We start from the raw sequence: 22,081 nt of genomic DNA on the forward strand, positions 1-22,081 counted from the left end.
TGGTGCCCGCATGCTGACGCCGATCTGCCGGTCCTGCCGGGCCCGTCGCGGCGAGGTGGTTCTGGACCTCGGCAAGCAGCCGGCCAGCGATTTCTTCCCCGATGCCGGTGATGCCGGGCCGGATCCGGTCTATCCACTTCGGATGTGGCTGTGTGCGGAGTGCGATCTGGCACAACTCGCCGAGGATCCGACCGTGCCGGAGGAGCCGCGTGGCGTCGAGCCGGCCGCGTTGGTCGCGCAGGCCAAGGACGCCATCGGCCGTGTGATGCGATCTGGCCTGGTCAAGCCCGGTGCGCGAGTGCTGGAGTACGGCAGCCCACATGGCGGTTCGTGGCTGCCGATGCTCGCCGAGCACGGTCTGCAGCCGGTCGAACCGGGTGAGCGTGCGGACATCGTGGTCGACTGCTTCGGCCTGATGCACTCGCCGGACCAGCACGCGGCGCTTGCCGAGCGGACCGGCAGGCTGGTCGAGAACGGGATTCTGCTGCTGCAGTACCACTCGCTGGCCACGGTCATCCGAAATGGACAGTGGAACGCGTTGCGGCACGGGCATTACGCCTACTACTCGACGGGCGCGATCGCCAGGATGCTGGCCATCGCCGGTCTCACACCTCGCACTGCGTGGCGTTTCGACCTGTACGGCGGCACGGTCCTGCTCGCCGCGGGTCGTGGTGGCCAGGTCGATCCGGAAGTCAGGGCGCTGTTCGCCGAGGAGAACGGCAGCGGAGTCGGCGATCCACGGATCGTGCGTTCGTTGCAGGAGACGGCTTCCAACAGCATTACGGCGCTCCGCGGCTGGCTCCAACGGCAACGCGGCACAGGCAAGCGCGTTTTTGGCTACGGCGCGGCGTCTCGGGCAGTCGCTTTGCTTGCCGCTGCGGGCATCGACAACACCATGCTGTCCGGCGTGGCGGACGCCTCCCAGTCCAAGTGGGGCCGCCGGATGCCGGGCACCACGATCCCGGTGATCAGCCCGGCCGAGCTCGTCCGGGCGAAACCCGATTCGGTCCTGCTGTTCGTGCCGGACCTGCTCGACGAGGTCCGCACCGCGCTACCGGCCCTCGACGGCCGCTGGGTGATCGCCGAACCCGTCCCCACCGAGGACCCCACGACCCGACGGCTCGTGCCGCCCGCGCGCCTGGCTGAGGACAAGCAGTGAACCGGGTCGCCGCGCTGGTCGTGCTCGCCTTCGCAGTGGCCGGCCTGGCGATCGGGTTCGCGGTGCCGATGCTCGGCGGCCTGGAGTACCGCAGCACCACGGTCATTGTCTTCACGGCGCTGCAGACCGACGACCGCCCACCCACCGCGTCCGAAGCCCGGCACATCACCGAACGGATGCCGAGCTGGGCGCGAGTCGCCCGCAGCGGGGCGGTGGCCAGCGAATTCGGCCTGCGGCAGGACGAGAAGATCGCCGCGCACGAGATCTCCGGCTCACAGTCGCTGATGGTGCAGTTGTCCGGGCCCAGCCGGGACGACCTGGCCGAGCGGGCCACAGCCGCGGCAAACGCCGTGATCAAGGTCGTGAGCATCGCCGAGGTGCCGCGCGGGTCGTCGGCCAGCCGGGTTTCGGGCATCGTGACCGAGCCCGGCAGCGAACCGGAGAACATGTCGCTCAAGTGGGGCGTCTGGGGCGGCGTCCTCGGTGCCGTGATCGGTGCCATGTTCGGCTGGCTCGTCTGCGCGCTGAAACGGCCTGGGCAGTGGGTTTCACAGCTGGCGAGCGGCGGATCCCGGATCGGCGGGGCCGACGCGTTCGCGGCCGAGGTCGACCGTGAGCTGCGGGCGTTGGCCTCGGCGGTGCGTACCCGGCGCGGGATGCTTGTGATCGGGGTGTGTTTCGTCGCGGTCGCCGGTTATGCCGGGACTGGGTCCGTTGGGCCGCCGCTTTTGGCCTTGCTGGTGGCGGGTTTCGCGGCTTTCCGGGATGCCCGCTGGATCGCGGTCGCGTTGCTGGGACTCGGCATGACCGTGTTCCCGCCGAAGCTCGAACTGGTCAAGATCGGCCCGGTCACGCCGACCGTGATCGAGGTCGCCCTGCTGATCGGGCTGATCGTGGTGTGGAAACGCCCTGGCCGCTCGGTCCTCACGTGGCCGCTGGTCGTGCTCACCGCGGCGATCGTGGCCGGCTGCGCGATGGGATTCCTGGGCGGTGCCGAATTCTCCGAGGTCGCCGACTCACTGCGGGCCTTGTTGCTGGTGCCACTCGGATTCCTGATCGTCTACCGGGCGTTCGCCGGGAAAATCGCCCAGCTGGTCGCGATCGTGGCGGTCGGCGCGGCAGCGGCCAGCATGATCGAACTGGCCGCGTCGGTGATGGACTGGCATCGGCTGCTCGTCGACGAACGGACGTCGGTGATCACCGGCGCCGACACGTCCGAGGTGTCCCGGCTGGCCGCGCCGATCCTGCCGATGTGGGGACCGCTGCTGATCCTGCTCGTCTCCGGTGCGTTCCCGTTGCGGCCGCGCTGGCGGCTGTTGCTGTTCGCGGCTCCTGGCATCGCGCACGAGGCGCTGAGCTTCAACCGATCCACATGGGCACCGCTGCTGGGGTGCGCCATTCTGGTCGCGATCGCCCGGTTCGGCTCGCGAGGCCTGGTGAAACGGCTCATCGCGGCGGCCGCGCTGGGAGCACTCGCGTTGGGGCTCGCCGGCGGCGGCGTGTTCGGGGCCACGGGTGCGGCGCTGGCGGCCCGTGTGACCAGTGTTTTCAGCGGTGAGGCCCTGGTCGAGGACAGCCTGGCCGACCGCGAACGGGAGAACACGGCCGCGATCAATACCCTGCTTGAACGTCCCCTGCTGGGCACTGGTGTCGCCGTTCCGTACGGCGGCGAGATCGTTTCGTATGATGCCTTGCACGACCGGACAGTCGTCGAGGCGCGGCCGTGGATTCACAACCAGTACCTGCGGATCTGGCTCTGGTTCGGCGCTGCCGGGCTGCTTGTGGTCGGACTGCTGATGGTCCGGGTCGCGGCGGTCGTCGTGCACAGCTGGCGCCGCCGGGCGCCGGGAACTGTGCTGGTCGTGGGGCTCGGACTTGGGCTGGCGTGCATCGCGTTCCAGTCCGTGCTGCAGACGACTTTGATCGATCGTCCCACGTTAGTGGCCGTCGCGCTTACTCTGGCAATGCTGGCTCTTGCTGTTGGCTGGCAACCACAGATCAAGGTCGCGCAAACGCCGTTACCGGCGAGAAGGATAATGACACGGTGAGGTTGCTCAAGAACATTGCGTGGTGGCAGTGGCTGCTCGCGGTCGGCGTCGTGGCCGGCCTGCTCGGTGGCGCCTACTTCAGCAACCGGATGAACAACGTGGTGTACACGTCGTCCGCAGAGGTTCTGATGACCGGGCAGGGTGATCCGGAACAACCGGACACCGCGTACACGAGCAACCAGTACGTGAACCAGCGGATGACCACGTACGCACAGATCGCGTCCAGCGCGCAGGTCACGGCCCCCGCAGCGCAGGCGCTCGGCACCGATCCCGGCACCCTCGCCTCGCAGATCTCGGCGGCGGTCACCGGCGACACGACCGTGCTCAAGCTCTCGGTGACCGGCCCTTCGCCGGACTTGGCCCGGCGCAACGCGGTCGCTGTGACCCAGTCGTTCATCAACGCGATCACCAAGCTGGAGACCAACCCCGGCGGTAAGGCCCGCGTGGTCGTGAACGTGATCACCGACCCGTCCACGCCGCCCGCCCGTTCGGCGCCTGGCCTGTGGTTGTTGCTGCTCGGCGGGTTGCTCGGCGGTCTCGTGGTCGCGGGGATCGCGATCTTCGTACTCAGGTGGCTTTATCCGCAACGGTTCCAGGTGCGGTTACAGGCCCGGCGCAGGCCCGTCGGCGAGGCCACCAGCCGGATGATGCCGGTGGTCCAGCCGGGCAGGCAGCCGCCGCCGCAAAATCCGCAGCCACAACCACATCAGCGCACCAACCCGCCGTGGGCTTCATGACCCGGGTGCTGATGGTCGGGTCCGCGCCCACCGAGCGCGGCGGTATGGCGACCGTGACGGCGTTGATGCTCAAGCACGGGTCCCGGGTCGCGTCGATCCGGATGATCCCGACACACCGGGAAGGCCCGGCCGGGATGCGGCTGGCCCTGTGGCTTTCCGGGACCGCCCGGGTTGCCGCTGCGCTGGCGCGCCGGCAGGCCGACGTTCTGCACGCGCACGTGTCCGAGCGTGGCAGCGTTGTGCGTAAAGGTGTTCTGGTCCTGCTTGCGAAGCTTTTCCGGGTTCCTGTGGTGTTGCACTGCCATGGCGCGGAGTTCATGGACTGGTACCGCGGGTTGCCCGGTTCGGCCAAGCGGGTGATCGCGTGGACGTTCCGGCAGGCGGATCTGCTTGCTGTGCTGGGTGAATCGTGGCGTACGCGGTATATGTCGCTGCTCGGCGTCAAGCGTGTGGTGGCGTTGGGCAATCCGATCGAGCTGCCTCCGGCGGTGTCCGACGCGCCTGGTTTCAAGATCGTCTTTCTGGGGCGTTTCGGGGCGCGGAAGGGCTCGGCGGACGTGCTGACCGCGGTCGCCGGGCTGTCGTCACCGGTCGACCTGGTGATGGCCGGTGACGGCGAGGTCGCCGAGACGCGCGCACTGGCTGCCCGGCTCGGCGTCCAGGCCGAGATCCACGACTGGCTTTCACCGACCGAGCGGGACCGGATTCTGGCTTCAGCACACGTGTTCGTGCTGCCAAGCCGGGATGAGGGCCTGCCGATGGCGATGCTCGAGTCGATGGGGCACGGTCTGGTGCCTGTGGTCAGCCCGGTCGGATCCATCGGCGAAGTCGTGCTCGACGGTGAGAACGGCTTGCTGGTCCAGCCTGGTGACGTGGCCGGCCTGACTCGGGCGCTGGAATCCCTGCTGGCCGATTCCGGTTTGCGGGAACGCCTTGCCAAGGCCGCCCGGTCCACAGTGGAGCCGTTCGCCATCGAGAACTACATCGAGGACCTCGGACGCCACTGGGACCGGCTCGCTACCTCGTGACCTGCGGCCGGATCACCGAACCACGCCCGGTCGCCGACGGTTTCGGCGGCTGACTGCCGGTCGTGCTCGGCCGTGTGGTCGTAGTCGCGCCCGGCTTGGGACGCCAGTCGATGTTCTCCCGCGTGACCACCCACGGGTCGTTCATCAGCTCCTCGGTGTACTTGTCCCGGGCCAGTTCCATGATCTTGTTCTCCCAGCCGTGCCAGACATGGAAGTACGTCATGGCCGGGTACGTCTCCCGGATCCGCTTGATGATCGTGCGCGCGTCCCACGAGCCGTCGAGCTTGGTGGAGGGGCCGCATTCGCCGAACCCGACCGGTTTGCCGGTGGACACCACGTCCTTGTAGTCGTTGTTGGGCGACTCGCCTGTGCGTTCCCCCAGCATCAGCATGTCGTCGTCGTACCGGGTGGGGCAGACCATGTCGACGTACTCCGAGCCCGGGTAGTACGACAGCGCCGGGCCGTCCCAGGACGCACCGGGCGAGTAGAGCCAGAGCACGTTGTGCAGGTTGCGGGTCTGGGTGATGTAGTAGAAGACATCCCGGTAGAGGTCGCGGGCGAATGTCTTGCGGGAGGCCATGTCCTGGCCCCACCAGAACCACGATCCGTTGCCTTCGTGCAGCGGCCGCAGCATCACCACCGCACCCGCCGAGGCCATCTCCTCGACGAGGTCGCCGAGCTTCTCCATCTGCTTGCGCCACAGCGTCCGCTGCGGTGTCGAGTCCGACGTGGACAGCAGCATCCGCAGATCGGGCTTGGCCGCCTTGGCATCCGGCACCCAGGCGGAACTCGGGCCACCGGTCGGGTTCCACGGGTTGGTCGGGTGGATGTCCATGGTGATCAGGCCGCCGCGTTTCCAGTGGTCCACCAGGATCTTGGAATCGGCCCGGGTCCACGCGTCGCGCACCATCACACCGACGATCGCCGGGTGCTTGCCGGTGCGCACGGCCAGCTTCTCGACGAAGTACTCGTAGCTGGCCGCGGTGATGTCGTCGATCTGCTGGCCGCTGACGACGCGCCTGGCGTCCCTGGTGGGCAGTTCCTTGAACCATCTGAGCAGGGCCTGCGCGTCCGGCGTCGCAGCCGGGTCGGCGGTGATCGGTTTGGTGGTCTCTTCTTCCGCCGTCTGCTCGGGCGCGAACCACTGCTGTTGCCCCAGCGCGATACCGCCGGCCGCCCCGAGCGCGATCGCCCCGGCCGCTGCCCCAATGAATCGGCGCCGTCCGATGTGCTCAGCCATGCCGACCATGGAATCATGTCAATAAGTCGAACGCAGTAACCTCATGCCGTGATACTCCCCCTTACGGGTGATTATTTTCAGCGAATTGGTCAGAGTTTGGCGGCTTGGGCAAGGACATCGGCCAGGCGCTCGACGACATGTGAAGCGCTGAACTCGCGCTCGAAGTGCGTCCGGCTGGCGTCGCCACGGCGCAGCGCGACCTCTGGATCAGCTAGTTCGCTGAACGCCGCTGCCAGGCCGTCGACGTCGTCCACCCCGATGCCCGGCTCGCCGGGCGGCTGGAACTCCGGCAACCCGCCGGAGTCCGATACGACCGGAGTGACACCGAGCTGCATCGACAGCAGCTGCACACCGCTTTGCGAAGCGTTGCGGTAGTGCACGATCGAGCCCTTGGCCCGCCCCAGGATCGGCAGAACGTCCGAATAGGAATAACGCTCCCGCCGCCACTCGCACCGCGGCGGAAGGTCCTGTTCGGACACGTCGAGCGGGCCATCGCCAAGCAGCAGGAGCCGGTCGCCCTTGTGCTGCCCGGAAAGCAGGTGCTTCTCCCAAGCGCGCAACGCGATCGGCACGTTCTTGTACGGCGACATCCGGCCGTAGAGCACGAAGTCACGCCGGTCCGTCGAGCGCTCCGGCAGGTCCTTCTCGCGGACATCGCTGGTCAGCGGCACAACACTGGCCGGGTACGGCAACCGTTTCGCCACATACTCACTGAACGCGACCACACGCGTGGCGCGGTTGCTGAACCGGTTGAAGAGGCGCCGCTGCCACGCGGGCCGGACTTCCGTCTGGTCGTGCGGCGCGTCGTCGTGGATCACGTGCACCATCGGCGCGAGCCGTGCCAGCATCAGCCAGCGGGGGTCCCAGACCAGTTCGACGACCACCACGCTGGGCTGCCAGCGCTTGACCTCGCGCACGGTCCGCAGCAGCGGCCCGATCGTGCGCATGTCCTTCGGTCTCGGGTCGAGGACCCGCTCGTACGGCAGCGGGGACATCTTCTCGTAGTGCTGATCCGAGGTGATCAGCAGGCACTCGTGGCCGGCGTCGCGCAGCGCTTCCACATGCACCCTGGACAGCGTGCGCATCCAGGGCGAGAGCCAGAGGACTCTCATCGCGCCGCCGCGATAGCGGTCTCGTAGGCATCCGTCATTGCGTCCACTGTGTACAGTTCGGCGGCCCGCCGGGCGCCCGCTTCGGCGAGTGCCGTGAGCCGGGTCGGGTCTTGGATGATCGGGTGCAGCGCTGTTGCCCATGCGGCCGCGGTGACCGGCTCGACGAGCACCCCGGCGTTGCCATTGTCCAGCAAATCCGGTACTGAACCTACGGCAGACGAGATCACCGGCAGGCCGCGGGCCATGGCTTCCACGATGACCAGCGGGAACGCCTCGGCCTTGCTCGGCACGCACAGCACGTCGATCCCGGCGAACGCGTGGTCCGGCCCGGGCGAGGCACCGTGCCACGTGATCTTCGGGTTCGCCGGGGCCATCGCCTGCAGCCGTTCGCGGTCCGGCCCGTCACCGAACAGATCCAGCGTCCAGTCCAGGTCCGGCATCGTGCTCAGGGCTTCGACCAGCAGATGCGGATTCTTGTGCTCGACCATCCGGCACAGCATGCCCAGCCGCACTTCTCCGTCCGGCCGGTAGGCGCGGGGTGTCTGCGCGGGTACACCGTTCGGCGCGATGAAATGCCTGGTGTGCAAGGACTGGTGCCGGGTGATGTCGGCCCAGTGCCTCGGCGACAACGCGATCACGCCGTCGCTGCGACTGATCACCTTGGCCAGCGCGTTGCTGTAGGTCGGCTGGTCAGGCTCGGCCGGCTCATGCGTGGCAGCCAGCCATTTCCCCCGCCGGTTCGCGGCTCGCCAGCCCATCGCGAACCCGGCCTCGGTGTTCGTCACACCCGTGATGAGCACAGCATCCTTGGTGGGAAGGTCCACCAGGGGCTGCCACCACGGCGTCAGTACGAGCCGTACCGCCGGGTCGAGCTCCGGCGTCAACGGCCCGAAATGCTGCAGGCAAGCCAAAGTGACCGGATAACCCCGCCTGGCCAGCTCATTGGCCAGCAGAACCCGCTGCCGCTCGGCCCCGCCCTGACACAGTTCGTTGCTGGTCAACAGAATGCTCGGCAGACCGGTTTTCGCTTTCGCGCGTGCGGCCTGTTTTTCCCGCGCACGGTCCTTACGATGTGAACGCTGCACCCGATCGAGGACAGTCAGCCCAGCGGTGAAGATCGCGCCAGGGCCGTAGTTGCTCATCCCGAGCATCTCCGCCTGCCCGGCGCGCAGCAGATCCCTGGACCTGCGCTCCGCCAACGGATCACCCGACATCGTGCCACCCGCACCATGTGTCACATCGGTCTCGTCGGCCAGCACCAGCCGCCACCCCTTGGCGTGCGCCCGTGCCTGCCACTCCGACTCTTCGCCGTACAGGAAGAACTTCTCGTCCAGCCCACCCAGCTCCCGCCAGGCCCGCCCCGAAATCAGCAGGCAGCAACCACTGAGATAGCCATCAACCAGATCCGGCTGCTCAGGGTAGTAATCGGAGACCGGCCGCCCCCGCAGCCTCTTGCCGTACCCCGAATGACTGACCAACGCCCGCACCACAGTCTGCTTGCGCCGCGCCACATCCCAATCCGGCCCACCCACCGGCTCGGCAACCTTCGGCGAAACCGCCGCCACACCATCTTCCCGCAAGGCGGCCCGCGCCTTGACCAACGGCCCCGTCAGCTCGGCATCCGGATTGAGCAACAACAGGTCAGCATCCCCAACCCGCCCCGCCAGCCCGTTCACAGCCTTCGCATAACCAACGTTCCGCTCCGAGAAAACCCACTCAACCTCGGGATATTCATCCGCCAGCGCCCGCACATCCGCACTGCCCTCAGACAAGTTGTCCCACACCAGGACCCTCGTCCCAGCCAGATGCTTGTACACACTGTCCAGACACCGCCGCAGCAGATCCGCCCGCCGATAACTCACCACCAGCACAACAAGCCGACGGACACCCTGCTCCTCTATCACGCCGAGTCACCTTACTCACGCCCGCCGACACCCCGACCACATCCCGACCACAGGCCCTCAGACGAAGCCAGATGCGCGTCCTACCCATGTCGAGTCCTTTCACCCAGTCGTGTAATCCCCGTGCGAACGGCCCACTCGCCCGGGTTCACCCCTGGAAAATCCCTGCTCAAACCCCATTCCCTGTAGACTGGACCAGGGACGCCCCCTGGGATGGGTGGGGGATTGTCTTTTTCTTATGGTGGGGCGGCGGGGTTCTGCTGGTGGAGCGAGTTCGCGCTTGAGCAGCCTCTCCGGCCTGGAACGTTGCGGGATGCGGCCCAGTCAGGCTGGGGATGTGCCCTGGGAGCGGGAGCCGGGTTTCATGGCGCCGAGCAGGGCGCCGCGCATTTCGGGTGGGATGGCGCCGCCGAACCAGGCGCCGGCGAAGTAGCCGATCATGCCGGCGATGATCGGGAACACCAGCGGCAGGGACCAGGTCACCAGCATGGCGAGCAGGGACAGGTTCAGGCCGGGGATCAGCCGGAGCATGTACTTCACCGGCAGTGGGTCCACGCCGATCTTCTTGAGGCGGAACTGGGTGAACAGGACGCCGGACATCTCGGTGACGATCAGGGCGATGCCGCAGCCGATGGCGCCGAAGTGCGGGATCAGCACGATGTTCAGGGTGATGTTCACGACCAGGTTCACCGCGGACAGTGTGGTGAGGAACCGTTGCTGGTGGGCGGCGACCATGGCGTCGCTGATGATCGAGGTCAGGAAGCTGATGGCGCACGCGATGAAGAACAGCCGCAGGACCGGGGTGGCGCCGTCGGCGAACTCGTCGGTGCCTACGGCGGTCACGAGGCGCTCGGCCAGTGGGATGCCAAGTACGGCAACGGGTGTGGCAAAAAGCAACAGGAATCGGTAGCCGCTGGCCACGGCGCGGCGGAAGCGCTCCGGATCGGTTGCGTAGCCTTCGTTGATTGTGGACAGTGCGGTTCGCGAGAACACCTGCGGGAGCATGTTCAGGGTGAAGGCCAGTTGCACGGCTATTCCGTACGCGGCGACTTCGCGGGTGTTGGCGAGCAGCGAGAGCAGGACGCCGTCCACCCGCCAGTAGATCACGCCGATCAGCATGATCAGGGTGAACGGGATGCTCTCCTTGACCAGGCTGATCGTGTCCTCGACGTGGAAGACCGGGCGCAACGCCGTCAGCCTGTGCGCCGCGAGTCCGGTCACCACCATCTTGATCAGCTGCGGCAGGATCTGGACCGCGCACATGGCGAGCAGGCCGGAGTCGGTCCACGCCACCGCCGCGGCTGAGCCGAGGGTGGCCACGCGGGCGAAGAACTCGGAGGTCGCGACGGGGCCGTACTTGACGTGGACGTCGAAGACCGCGTCGAAACAGGAGGCGATGGCGTTGCAGACGAGCCCGGCCGCGAGTACCAGCAGCGCTGCCTGGATCTCCGGATCGTCGTAGGTCAGCACGCCGACAGCGCCCGCTGTCAACGCCAACGGAACCGCGTAGACCATCGAAAACGTCAGGTCCATGCCGATCAGCCTGGTGAGCGAGGCCCCTTCGCGCCCGCTCACCCTCCGCACGATCACGGTGCCGATGCCCTGTGAGGTCAGGGTCTCGAACAGCCCGATGAACACGATCGCCGTGGTCATCACGCCGTAGCCATGTTCACCCAGGTATTGGGTCGCTATACCGAGCGTGACGATTGCCAACGGCAATGCGGTTACCCGCGCCACTACTTGGAGGGCGACCCCTCGCGCGATTGCCGCCGCCCTGGACACGGGCCGTAGTCTAGTAACTTCGCGTTGCCGCAGATCCCATGCGGTGCCACGGCGATGCGGAGGTCAATACAGTGCGCGCATACCTCGAGTTGTCGCACGGTCTGCATCCCGCCGAATGGAGTAGCAGACACTCAAAAGGTGAGGTTCCCGATCACTGGCCGTACGGCCTGGACCGGCTTGATCACTATGGCGTCCGGCCGGTCATGCGGATTCCCCGCCGTGGGCGCGTGGCCGAGCGGCTCGGCCGCGCGTCGCGCCACCGATTGGGTGGCTACGAATGGGTGGATGCCTTCCGCCGCAACAGCGGTGACGTGGTGCTGTGCTGGGACGAGTACTCAGGCGTGCCGGCGATCCTCCGGGAACGCAAGAAACCCGTGGTCACAGGCGTTGTCTGGCTGACCGACGACCCTGCGCCACGCACCGCCTGGTTCGCTCGGCGGGCGCTGCCCAAAGCGGCCGGCGTGTGGGCGTCCTCAAGCGCGATGATCCCCCGATTGAGGGATGACTGGGGAGTCAAGAACCCCCGGCACATCCCGCTCGGCATCGACGTGGACTTCTTCCAGCCGCAGGACAACACCGAGCACGGCCTGGTGGTCAGCGCCGGCAATGACCGCCACCGAGACCACCACCTGCTGATCCGTGCGATCGGCAAGGTCCCCGGCGCACGCCTGGAGATTGCGACCCGGCTGCCCATCCCGGACAACTTCGCCCGCACCGGCCTGAACGAAGGCCAGGTCCGCGATCTGTACGGACGCGCGAGCGTGGTCGCGGTCGCCACCACTCCGAACGTGCACGCCTCTGGCCTCACGGTCACTCTCGAGGCGATGGCCTGCGGCCGCCCCGTGGTGATTCCGGACACTCCGGGCCTCGCCGAGTACGTCACTCCGGAAGAAACCGGATTGGTCTATCCGGTCGGCGATGAGGACGCGTTGGCCAAATGTATCCAGCGGCTGGTCGCCGACGACGCGATGGCCCTGGCAATGGGCCAGGCCGCACGCCGTAGGGTCGTGCGGGAATTCAGCACCGAGCTCCAAGCCGCCCGGCTGGCGGAGCTCATTCACCAAATCTGATCAGGAGCCTGACTGTGCCGCGCGTGCGCGCCTGGGTGGAACTCATCCATTACCTCGACGCCGCAACCTGGCCGGAGCGCAACGCGACCGGCGAAGTCCCGAACGTGACCCCGTTCGGGATCGACGAGCTGAGCAGACACGGCGTCGATGTGGCGTTCCGTCCCGTGCTCACCGGCCGCGTCCCCAACGCGGTCGCTCGCCGTGTGCGTGACCGGGCCGGTGGCCTGGAGTACTTCGAAGCCGTTACGTCCCAATGGAATCGGTTACGACGCAGTGCGGATGTCGTGCTGTGCTGGGACGAGTTCACCGGTATCCCGGCGGCCACGTTGCCGGGCGGCCCACCGGTGGTCAGCGGCGTGCAGCTGCTGACCGATCCGGCGAACCGCTCGAAGCCCTTCCTGCGCCGCGCCCGCAAGGCGCTCGACCGGATGGACGCGGTGTTCGTGCAGGCGCTCGGCATGATCCCGGTGCTGCGCGACGACTGGGGCGTGCCGGACCAGAAACTGAAGTTCGTCCCCTTCGGCATCGACGCCGACTGGTTCCGGCCGATCGACGGCGAGGTCGACCGGGATCTGGTCGCCAGTGTCGGCGACGACGCGCACCGCGACCACGAGACGTTGATCAAGGCCGTCAGCGACGTGCGCCGCCGCCGGCCGGGTACCCGGCTGGAGCTGGCGACGCAGCTGGACGTCGACCTGTCACCGGAGCTGGGCACGCTGCACCGCGGCCATCTGGGACCGAAACGGCGTCAGTTCTACGGCCAGGCCAACGTCGTGGCCGTGGCAACACAGCCGAACATCCACGGCTCCGGCATGTCCGTGATCCTCGAAGCGATGGCGTGCGGCAGGCCGTACGTCGTGACGGCGAGCGAAGGCCTGGAGGGCTACCTCAAGCACGGTCATGACGGTCTTGTTGTGCCGCCAGGTGATGTGGACATGTTCGCGTCAGCCGTCGGCGCGCTTATGGCCGATCCTGACCGTGCGGATGCGATGGGCGCGGCAGGGCGCGCACGCCTCGAGCGTGAGCTGACCACGGACGTCCAGGCGCAGCACTTGGCCGACGTGATCAAGGAAGTGGCACGCGGTCGCTGACCTTCGTGGCCTCCTCGGCGGGATCGGGGTGTCCGAGGTCGGTCAACCAGCCGCGGAAGACCCGGTGCAGCGCCTCGGCGCCCACGATCTCGCCGGCAGGCCGGAACTCCTTGGGGTACACAAGGAAACCGCGTGCCTGCGGACCGCCCATGCCGCCGTGCGAACCGACATGCGGCTCGTACGGCGAGGCCATGTCGGTCTCCGGGGCGTACCGGCTGTTGATCATCACGTCGGCGCAGTGCGGGAACTGGTCGACGCGCTTGATCAGATCGACGGCGTGCGGGCCGTATCCCTGCAACGGGTCGTCGCCGATGATCACGCCGGTCGCCAGCCGGTGCAGCCCGTCACGGCCGAGTACGACCGGACCGAACTCCTCGCTGCGTACCAGCATGAATCCGACACCGGGGTGATCGACCAGCTGCGGCAGCAGTTCCGGGTACTCGCGCTCGATGGTCTCCAGCGGTACCCGGCCTTCGTGCTCGGTGAAGGACACCATCGCGATGTGCCCGGACACGACAACGACCACGCCCGGCGCCACCCGCGCCACCGCTCCGGGCTCACCGCTCGGCGCCCTGTGCCGCTCAGGGTTCACTTCCGCGCGTTCGACACGACCCCGGAGCCGTCGGGCGATCAACCCGCCTTCGGCCAGCGCCGCACCCATTTGCCAGCCTTCGGCCGCGCTACTTGGTTTCGTGGCCTTGGTCGTGGTGGACGGCTCACCACCGCAGAGTTTGCCGATGAGCGTCTCGATGGGTTCGCCGAACCGGTCCGCGAACGCCCAGCCCTGGGTCTGGCCGTGATCCGACAGGACAACGAGGTGGTACTTGCGCGGGCTGAGCCGCGTCGCGCGATGCAGCCTGCTGATCTCCTTGTCGATTCCGCGCAGGACCGCCAACGCGTCAAAGCGTTCGATTCCCGAGTGGTGCGCGACCTCGTCGTAGCCGAGGAAATCCGCGTACACGACCGGCCGTGCAGCGAGAATGTCCTCGATGATCGCTGACACTACGACATCCCTGGTGATGACCGTCGTGCCAGAGCGGGCAACGGGATAGATGCCGCCACGCTTCACACGCGGGCGGACGTCCGCACGACGCTGGCTCGCCGACGCCCAAATCTCGCGGGCGATATCCGCGAGCGCGGAGCCGAACGTGCGGACCACGTTCGCGGGCCGTGCGAAGTACGTGAAGTACCCGTCGCCGGTCTTCGGGTGTCGTCCGCGTCGGACACCCTTGCCCAGCAACGGAACCGCGCTCATGGTGAGCGTGACGTGATCGGCGTCGCCGGTGAAGAGGTTGCCGTGCCCGGCGCCGCCACCGGACAGCAGGCCCTTGCCGTTGGAGTGCCGCCGTTCGATCTCGGCGGCGTCCCGGGGATGAGCGCACGCCATCACGTGGTCCCGATCCTTTTCGTACCAACGGAACCCGAGGATGTCGTGGTTGTCGCCGTGCAGGATCCCGCAAACCGCGGCGCCGGTCTGGGAACTCCAGTCACACTGCCACATCTCAAGGGTGTGGCTGTCCTCGTTGATCCACGCGGCCAGCGTCGGCATGTCGCCGTCCCGCACAGCCCGCCGGACCACGTCGTAACCGAGTCCGTCGACCTGAAGGAAGATCACGCCCGGCGGGGTGTCGTGCGCCGGGTCAGGCGTTCCGCCGCGCCGCGCGATCCGCCGGAAGTAGATCTCCTCCGCGTCGAGCGCGAGCACACTGCTTAGTAGTGCACCAACCGACGACATCCCGACGGTCACCGCGACCGCAGTCCGGAAATCGGTGATCTCCACACCGGGAACCGCGTTGAAGATGGCCAGCGCACCGGCCCCGACCACCAGGAAACTGCCGATTCCCAACGTGAACAGCGCGAAGGGAAGAGCGATCCGCAGGATGAGCGGCCACACGATCCCGGCCATCAGACCAAGCAGCAACGCGCAGACGGTCGGCTGCCACCACTGCGTCATCGTGAAGCCCGGCAGCAACGAATCGAGCCCGCGCAGCGCCGCCGTCACAATCACCCAGATCAACAGCACCCGCGCGGTCGCGCGCCCACCACGCAACAGCTTGCCCGCGTCCGGCGCGCGTGTCTGCCGCCTCGCGATGACCGCCATAAGAACAGTGACGAGAAGAACCAGCACAGTCGCGATCAGGCTAGCGACAAGCGGCGAGTCAAAGATCCCGCCACTGACGATGCCCAGAAGCGCGTACGCCACCGCCCAGATCGCGGCGGCCACCAGAGCCGTCGGCAGGAACCGCCGCCATGGATAGGACAGTGCACCCGCCGCGAGCAGAACCGGAATCCGCCCGGCCGGCAACAACCGGCCGACCACGACAATCTGCCAGCCCCTCCGGCTGAACTGGGCCCGGATACTCGCGATCCGATCCGCGTGCTGGTGCCTCGACAACCACCGGATCGCCGGCTCCCCACCGAGCCTCGCGATCGCATACGTGATCACATCCCCGATGTACGCCCCCAGCGTGCTGAGCAGCAGCACCAACGGCAACGACATCTCAGTGGTCGTCATCGCGACCGCCGCACCCGCACCGACAACAGCACCCGTCGGCACAATCGGAATGATCGACCCCAGCAGCACCCCGCCGAACAGCAACGGATAGCCGATCGCCGAGGTACTGGTGAAGTCGAGGGCTAGATTGATCATGCACCCTGCCTTAGCGGAACCTCTGTGCCCGGACGCGTCACAACAACCTGAGTGCCTCTCGCCGCTGCGGCGAACTCATGCCCAGGCTCAGTCAGCAGCCTGCGCATCCGCGCCCCCACCCGGCCCGGCGCGTTCGCCAGCCCCACCGGCGCCAGCGTCCCCCAATGCACCGGCACGGAGACCTTGGGCCGAATCAACTCGACAGCCCGAGCCGCCCGCTGCGGATCAAGATGCCCCGGCCCCAACGTCAACCCCCACCCCCAAACAGGAAGGAAAGCGACATCGACAGGTCCCAGCTCAGCCATCCCCGGAAACAAATCGGTGTCCCCCGCGACATACACCCGCCTGCCCCCGCCCTCCAGCAGGTGCCCAACCGCCGGAGCGTCCGGCCCATGCGTCAGCCTCGGCCCCCACCGATGCCCCGAATGCTCGGCATAGGTAGCGGTCACAGTCAGATCCCCATCAACCAGCTGCTGCCCGACCCCAAGCTCCTCAACCCGCCCGAACCCCTTGCCCCTCAGCCACGCCCCAGCCCCCTTCGGCACAACAATCCGCGCGTCCGCCACCAACCGCAACGACGGCAGATGCAAATGATCCCCATGCAGATGCGACACCAGAACAAGATCAACCCCCGCCCAGTCCCCAGGCCCAAGCGGCGGCACAACCCGCACCAACGGCCCAACCCACCCCGTCAGAACCGGATCAGTAAGCACAACCCGGCCACCAATCTCAATCCGCACAGTCGAATGGCCCAGGAAGCGCACGCCCCCGAGTATCCGATCAACCATCCCCATTTGCACCCCGACGCGACCAACCCCACCAACCAAGCGCGCCATGACAAACACACGGTGCCCCAGGCCAGCACCTTCGCCCAAGACCGAAGCCCAGTTACTGAGAAGGCAAGCGCCCCAGGAACCCAGTCGCCGACCTGAAGGCCACTGGCGCCCCAGGTCCGCGCCCCCAATCAAAGGCGAACCCTGCTCGAGGCCAATCCGGACCAAAGCGAAACCCGGACAAGGCGAAAAAGCCGACAAAGCGAGGCACGAACCCGGCGAGACCCCGAACCAGAACGGAGGCCGGTTAGCGGCGGACGCGGCGGAGGGCGGCGCCGGCAAGGAGGGCGATGGCGAAAGGGAGGTCGTCCTTGAGGTAGCGGCGGCCCAATCGGCGGGGTTCTTGGGCGAGGCGGTGGAGCCACTCGAGGCCTAGCTTCTGCATCGAGGCTGGGGCGCGGCGGCTGTCGCCGGAGGCCATGGGGATGCCGGCGCCGCAGCCTACGTACCAGGCGTTGGGCATTACCTCGCGAAGGCGGCGGATCAGTTTCTCCTGTTTGGGGAAGCCCATGCCGATCAGGACCAGGCTGGGTTGGGCCAGGACTACTGAGTCGATGACTGGCTGGAGGCTTTCCTCGGACTGGTCGAAGCCGACCGGCGGCGCTGCCACTCCCGCGATTTTCAGGCCGGGTGAGCGCGATTGCAGGACTTCGGCCGCTCGGTGGGCCACGCCTGGGGCTCCGCCCAGCAGAAAGACCGACCGCCCGTCGAGGGCGGCCGCTGCGGTCAGGGTGTGCACCAGGGAGCTTCCGGTTACTCGCTCCGGGATCTCCGAGCCGGCGATTCGGCCCGCCCAGACGAGGGGCATGCCGTCGGCCACTGTGAGGGTCGCGGAGGAGGCGAGTTCGACCAGTGATCTGTCGCGGCTGATCGCGCGGACGATGTCGACGTTCGCGGTCAGGATCCAGCCACCGTTGTGCCAGGTCTCGCGGACCTGGTGGACGACCTCGGCCTCGGTGAGGGCGTCGACGACTACCGTGCCAACTGGTACGCGCCGCTCGATCACGCGCGAAGGGTACCGCTCTGTGTAAGCCCGGCTACCACGTGTGGGAGGTTGTGCATGTGAACGACGATTTCCGCAGGTCCGCCGAGCTGCAGCAACGGTTGCACGAACTGGTTCCAGGAGGCGCGCACACGTATGCACGCGGTGCCGACCAGTACCCGGAGGACATGGCGCCGGTGCTGACGCACGGCAAGGGCGCGCGGGTCTGGGATGTCGACGGCAACACTTATGTCGAGTACGGCATGGGTCTGCGCAGTGTCACGCTCGGGCATGCCTATGAGCCGGTTCTCGAGGCTGTCCGCGATCAGCTCACCAAGGGGTTGAACTTCTCCCGGCCGACTGAGCTCGAGCTGCTGGCCGCCGAGGACTTCCTCAGTCTTGTGCCCGGCGCGGACATGGTGAAGTTCGCCAAGAACGGCTCGGACGCGACGACCGCGGCGGTACGGCTCGCGCGGGCCGCGACCGGCCGGGAGGTTGTCGCGATCTGCGATCAGCCGTTCTTCTCCGTGGACGACTGGTTCATCGGCACTACCGAGATGGATGCCGGGATACCACGCCCAAGCACGGTGCGGTTCGGTTACAACGACCTGGACAGTCTGCGAACCCTGTTCACCGAGCACAGTGGACAGGTCGCCGCCGTGGTGCTGGAGGCCGCGACCGCGCTAGCCGAGCCCGCGCCCGGATTCCTTGAAGGGGTAAGGAAACTTTGTGACGATACCGGGACCGTGCTGATCTTCGATGAGATGATCACCGGTTTCCGCTGGTCGGCTGGTGGGGCACAGAAGTGTTACGGGGTCACCCCGGATTTGTCGTGCTGGGGCAAGGCAATGGGCAACGGGTTCCCGATCTCGGCGCTGGCCGGCCGCCGGGAGCTGATGGAGCTCGGCGGCCTGCGCACCGGCGAGCCGAGGGTTTTCCTGCTTTCCACAACGCATGGCCCGGAATCGGTGTCGCTCGCCGCTTTCCGGGCTGTTGTCAAGGCTTATGCGGGTGATGATCCAGTTCTCCGGATGGAGCGCGCGGGCGCCCGGCTGGCCGACGGGGTGAATTCGGCCGCCGCCGAACTGGGTATCGATGATCACGTCTCCGTGATCGGCCGGCCGTCCTGTTTGATCTTTACGACGAAGGACGCCGAAGGTAATCCGTCGCAGGCGTTTCGCACGCTTTTCCTGCAGGAGATGCTCCGGGCGGGTGTGCTCGGCCAGTCGTTCGTCATCTCCGCGGCGCACACCGACCGCGACGTACTGCACACAGTGGACGCTGCCACCCGGTCGTTGCAGGTCTACCGCAAGGCGCTGGAATCCGGTGGCGTCACGGGATTGCTGGCGGGCCGTCCGGTCGCACCCGCGTTGCGCCGGTTCGCCCACCCCCGCCAGTTGGCTTCATCCGATCGCCATCCGGCCCGGCACCCGGTGTGACAAAGGTAAATATTCTCCTCTTGACACCGCGATCCGCATGGGTATTTTCCCGGCTGCCAGCGGTGTTCCATCGGCCACCGCAGGTGACATATGCCGCCGTTCGGCCTACTCCGCGAAGGTGATTACAGGGCCATTTGTCGCCGTATTCACCCGTTATGGGTGAATACGCGGGCCTGATCATCCGGCAGTCGGTGAGTTACCTACCGGCGCGGCCGCGAAGGAGCCGAAAAACCTGGTAACTCAGCGCGTAACGAGGGGAAGTACGCGAGCGACTCATGGTTTGTGCGGCGCACCGGAGCGTCCACAGCGACTCGTTACATACCAATGACTTTGGAGCACCACCTGCGGACGATCAGCGCCGTCTGCCTGAAATGCCTGTGCCGGACCCGAATCAGCGGGGGGATTCCACGATGGGTGAGCAAGCCAGTCCGACTCGCCATGGCGTGCACCGCCGCCTCTCGCCTGTGAAGGCGAGGCCGGTGCTGTCCATCGGTGAGCCTGGCCAGGCTCCGATCGCTGCCTGGGAGCCGAGATACCGTCGGTCCGTGGTGATCAGCGATGTGGTCGCCACCGTTGTCGCGGTGTCGGTCGTCGGCTTGTTGTTCGGCGCACGGGGCGCGGACAGCTGGCAGCACTTATGGATCGCCCTCGGCGTCACCACGGTCGCCCTCGTGCTCTGCTCCCTTTTGATGAACCGGGCGTGGAGCCCGAACGTATTGGGTCACGGTGCGGACGAGTTCGGCCGGCTCGGCCGGGGCCTGTTCTCCGCTGCTGTGGTGCTCGCGTTGGGCGGCTTGGCCGTTGAGTCGACGAACATCCGGTTATGGGTGTTCGTCGCGATTCCGGCGATCGCCTTACTTTCGTTCCCGCAGCGCTACCTTTTGCGCCGGTTGCTGCACAAGTCCCGGCGGGAGGGCAAGTGCCTGCTGCCGGTTCTGGTCGCCGGCAGTGTCGACACCGCCCGCGATCTGATCGTGCGCACGAAACTGGCTCCGCACCTGGGCTGGCGCGTCGAGGCAGTGTGCACTTTCGACGGTCGTGGGGACACAGAGGACGAACTGGAAGGCGTGCCGGTCGTCGGCAGGCTGAAGGATCTGGCCGAGCACGTGCGCCGCGGTGGTTACCGCGTGGTCGCGGTGGCGTCCGATCCATATTGGAGCCCGCGCCGCCTGCAGGAGCTGGCGTGGAATCTCGAGGGCAGTGAGGCCGAGATGGTCGTCGCGCCCGTGCTGATGGAGGTCGCCGGCCCGCGGTTGCACGTCAGCGCGGTGCTCGGCATGCCGCTGCTGCGCGTGAGCGCGCCGGCGTTCAGCGGGGCGCGGCGTGTGGTCAAGGAGATCGTCGACCGGGTCGGTTCGGCCCTGTTGCTCACTGTTTTCTCACCGCTGGTGCTGCTGATCAGTCTGCTGATCATGATCGACAGCCGGGGTGCGGTGTTCTACCGGCAGCGCCGGGTCGGCAAGGACGGCCGGGCCTTCACGATGATCAAGTTCCGGACCATGGTGAAGGACGCGCACAAGCTGCGCGCCGGGCTGAGCAACGAGGGCTTCGGGCCGTTGTTCAAGATGCGCAAGGACCCCCGGGTGACCAAGGTCGGGGCGGTCCTGCGCCGTTACTCGCTCGACGAACTGCCGCAGCTGTTCAACGTGCTCGGCGGTTCGATGTCCCTGGTCGGCCCGCGGCCGCCGTTGCCAGAGGAGACCAAGAAATACGGCCCGGACGTCCGGCGCAGGCTGCTGGTCAAGCCGGGGATGACCGGGCTGTGGCAGGTCAGTGGCCGCAGCGATCTGCCATGGGAGGAATCGGTCCGGCTGGACCTGCGGTATGTGGAGGACTGGTCGCTCACCCTCGACGCAGTGATCATGTGGAAGACGGTGCGCGCAGTGGTAACCGGGCAGGGGGCCTACTGATGGGAGCCAACACATGAGGATCAGGCCCCTCTTGGTCGCCGCCGCGGTGACGACGACCATGTTCGCCGTCGCCACACCGGCGCTGGCCGACGAGAACATCGAAGTAACCGGAACGGTGGCACCGGCCGAGGTTCAGCCGGGTGACACGTTCACGATCACCGAGACGGTGCAGAACCACGCCTTCTTCAGTGTCATCGGCCCGACCGTCATCGCGCTCAGCACGCCCGAAGGCCTGGCCTCGTTCGCCGACATGATCAGCTGCTCGGGTCAGGCCGGTGTTACCTGTGCCACAGTGGACGGTCCGAACGGGCCGGTCGGGTACAAGGCGATCCTGCCGGTTGCCATTGGTGGCCACGAAACGCACACCGTCTCGTTCACGTTGCGCGTCAAGCCGGACGCTGTAAGCGCGGTGCACACCATCCAGGGCCAGATGTGGGGCAGCAACTACGGTGTCGTCCCGGAGAACATCGGCACGCTGACAGTGGTCGCCGAGGCGGACGTGGCCGTCGGGCTGACCGCGACGCCGAAGCTCGGCTTGCTGGTGCCACGAATCGACATGACTGTGAAGGTCACCAACAACGGCCCGGGCAAGTTGCGTTCCGCCGAGGTCAAGGGCGCGATGACCCAGGGCCTGCAGGCGAACGCGGGCAGCAAGTGCACCGGCGGTGCGCAGCCGGTGTGCACGTTCGGCGAGCTCGCGCCCGGTGCCAGCACCACCGGGACGTACTCGGTCCCGATCGGACTGCTCTACATCGGACTGCCGTTCCAGTTCAGCGCGACCAGGACCGCTTCGAGCCCGAACGATCCCAACAGTGCCAACAACTCCGCGGCCACCAGCTGCCGGGTGGTCTCTCTTCTGCTTGTGAGCTGCGGCTGAGCGCACCGCAGCGAAGGTGCCCCGTGGAGCGGGGGCATCCGGTGAACCGGTCAGGAACCTCCTGGCCGGTTCGCCATATTCAGGCCACTTTTCGGTCCAGTTGTATTCACACGAATCCAGTTGGTAACCTGAAAGGCGTTACCGGATAGTGATCACCTTTTTGGGTAGCCTCCCCCGAAAGTCGTAACATCAACTGAGCGAACGCCGACATTTTCAGCGACG

The 22,081-nt window shown here is 67.0% G+C and carries 16 protein-coding genes; 9 read left to right on the forward strand and 7 right to left on the reverse strand.

The features are described 5' to 3' along the window. The first annotated feature begins 10 nt into the window (after positions 1 to 10). From JOF56_RS12980 to JOF56_RS12995, 4 genes are read left to right on the forward strand one after another with little or no spacing between them, the layout of a single operon-like run. Entirely contained in the window at positions 11 to 1,159 is a 1,149-nt protein-coding gene (locus JOF56_RS12980; RefSeq protein WP_209637551.1) for a class I SAM-dependent methyltransferase, read from the forward strand. Next, on the forward strand, positions 1,156 to 3,207 hold the full coding sequence (locus JOF56_RS60060; RefSeq protein ID WP_209637553.1) for an O-antigen ligase family protein: 2,052 nt from the start codon (positions 1,156 to 1,158) through the stop codon (positions 3,205 to 3,207). The genes JOF56_RS12980 and JOF56_RS60060 overlap by 4 nt, the downstream gene beginning before the upstream one ends. After that, entirely contained in the window at positions 3,204 to 3,944 is a 741-nt protein-coding gene (locus JOF56_RS12990; RefSeq protein WP_209637555.1) for a YveK family protein, read from the forward strand. The genes JOF56_RS60060 and JOF56_RS12990 overlap by 4 nt, the downstream gene beginning before the upstream one ends. Continuing rightward, complete coding sequence (locus tag JOF56_RS12995; protein WP_209637557.1) at positions 3,941 to 4,972, forward strand: glycosyltransferase family 4 protein; 1,032 nt, start codon at positions 3,941 to 3,943, stop codon at positions 4,970 to 4,972. The genes JOF56_RS12990 and JOF56_RS12995 overlap by 4 nt, the downstream gene beginning before the upstream one ends. On the opposite strand, the gene JOF56_RS13000 is transcribed toward JOF56_RS12995, so the two are convergent. The 4 genes from JOF56_RS13000 to JOF56_RS13015 form a co-directional block, all read right to left on the reverse strand. Then, on the reverse strand, positions 4,962 to 6,212 hold the full coding sequence (locus tag JOF56_RS13000) for a glycosyl hydrolase (RefSeq protein ID WP_209637559.1): 1,251 nt from the start codon (positions 6,210 to 6,212) through the stop codon (positions 4,962 to 4,964). The two genes, JOF56_RS12995 and JOF56_RS13000, sit on opposite strands and share 11 nt — an antisense overlap. Before the next feature lie 89 nt (positions 6,213 to 6,301). Continuing rightward, on the reverse strand, positions 6,302 to 7,324 hold the full coding sequence (locus JOF56_RS13005) for a glycosyltransferase family 4 protein (protein WP_209637561.1): 1,023 nt from the start codon (positions 7,322 to 7,324) through the stop codon (positions 6,302 to 6,304). Continuing rightward, a complete protein-coding gene (locus tag JOF56_RS13010) occupies positions 7,321 to 9,228 on the reverse strand; it encodes a glycosyltransferase (RefSeq protein WP_307855077.1) in 1,908 nt (635 codons plus the stop codon). Before JOF56_RS13010 ends, JOF56_RS13005 begins: the two co-directional genes overlap by 4 nt. A 321-nt stretch (positions 9,229 to 9,549) precedes the next feature. Further along, positions 9,550 to 11,007, reverse strand: coding sequence for a flippase (locus JOF56_RS13015; RefSeq protein ID WP_209637563.1), 1,458 nt, complete (start codon positions 11,005 to 11,007; stop codon positions 9,550 to 9,552). Positions 11,008 to 11,078: 71 nt separating this feature from the next. Between JOF56_RS13015 and JOF56_RS60065 the strand changes: the two genes are divergently transcribed. Together JOF56_RS60065 and JOF56_RS60070 are read left to right on the forward strand one after the other, a co-directional pair. Next, positions 11,079 to 12,077: a glycosyltransferase family 4 protein gene (locus JOF56_RS60065; RefSeq protein WP_209637565.1), complete on the forward strand. Its 999-nt coding sequence runs from the start codon at positions 11,079 to 11,081 to the stop codon at positions 12,075 to 12,077. Positions 12,078 to 12,091: 14 nt separating this feature from the next. Further along, a complete protein-coding gene (locus tag JOF56_RS60070) occupies positions 12,092 to 13,168 on the forward strand; it encodes a glycosyltransferase family 4 protein (RefSeq protein WP_209637567.1) in 1,077 nt (358 codons plus the stop codon). Here the strand turns inward: JOF56_RS60070 and JOF56_RS13030 are convergent. The 3 genes from JOF56_RS13030 to JOF56_RS13040 all read right to left on the reverse strand — a co-directional run bounded on the left by JOF56_RS13030 (position 13,143) and on the right by JOF56_RS13040 (position 17,657). After that, the gene (locus JOF56_RS13030) at positions 13,143 to 15,818 is read right to left on the reverse strand and encodes a VTT domain-containing protein (RefSeq protein ID WP_209637569.1); all 2,676 of its coding nucleotides are present in this window, start codon (positions 15,816 to 15,818) and stop codon (positions 13,143 to 13,145) included. The genes JOF56_RS60070 and JOF56_RS13030 overlap by 26 nt on opposite strands. Continuing rightward, the gene (locus JOF56_RS13035; RefSeq protein ID WP_209637571.1) at positions 15,815 to 16,606 is read right to left on the reverse strand and encodes an MBL fold metallo-hydrolase; all 792 of its coding nucleotides are present in this window, start codon (positions 16,604 to 16,606) and stop codon (positions 15,815 to 15,817) included. Before JOF56_RS13035 ends, JOF56_RS13030 begins: the two co-directional genes overlap by 4 nt. Positions 16,607 to 16,898: 292 nt before the next feature. Beyond that, entirely contained in the window at positions 16,899 to 17,657 is a 759-nt protein-coding gene (locus JOF56_RS13040; protein ID WP_209637573.1) for a WecB/TagA/CpsF family glycosyltransferase, read from the reverse strand. Positions 17,658 to 17,713: 56 nt separating this feature from the next. Here JOF56_RS13040 and JOF56_RS13045 point away from each other — a divergent pair, with 56 nt between their 5' ends. From JOF56_RS13045 to JOF56_RS13055, 3 genes are all read left to right on the forward strand, one after another. Beyond that, positions 17,714 to 19,072 carry a glutamate-1-semialdehyde 2,1-aminomutase gene (locus JOF56_RS13045; protein WP_209637575.1) on the forward strand — a complete coding sequence of 453 codons (1,359 nt, stop codon included), beginning with the start codon at positions 17,714 to 17,716 and terminating at the stop codon, positions 19,070 to 19,072. Positions 19,073 to 19,482: 410 nt separating this feature from the next. Continuing rightward, positions 19,483 to 20,982, forward strand: a complete 1,500-nt coding sequence (locus JOF56_RS13050; protein ID WP_209637577.1) for a sugar transferase — start codon at positions 19,483 to 19,485, stop codon at positions 20,980 to 20,982. Between the two features lie 13 nt (positions 20,983 to 20,995). After that, a complete protein-coding gene (locus tag JOF56_RS13055; RefSeq protein ID WP_209637579.1) occupies positions 20,996 to 21,859 on the forward strand; it encodes a COG1361 family protein in 864 nt (287 codons plus the stop codon). The last annotated feature ends 222 nt before the right edge of the window (positions 21,860 to 22,081 follow it).

It is taken from the genome of Kibdelosporangium banguiense (assembly GCF_017876405.1).
GTDB lineage: Bacteria > Actinomycetota > Actinomycetes > Mycobacteriales > Pseudonocardiaceae > Kibdelosporangium > Kibdelosporangium banguiense.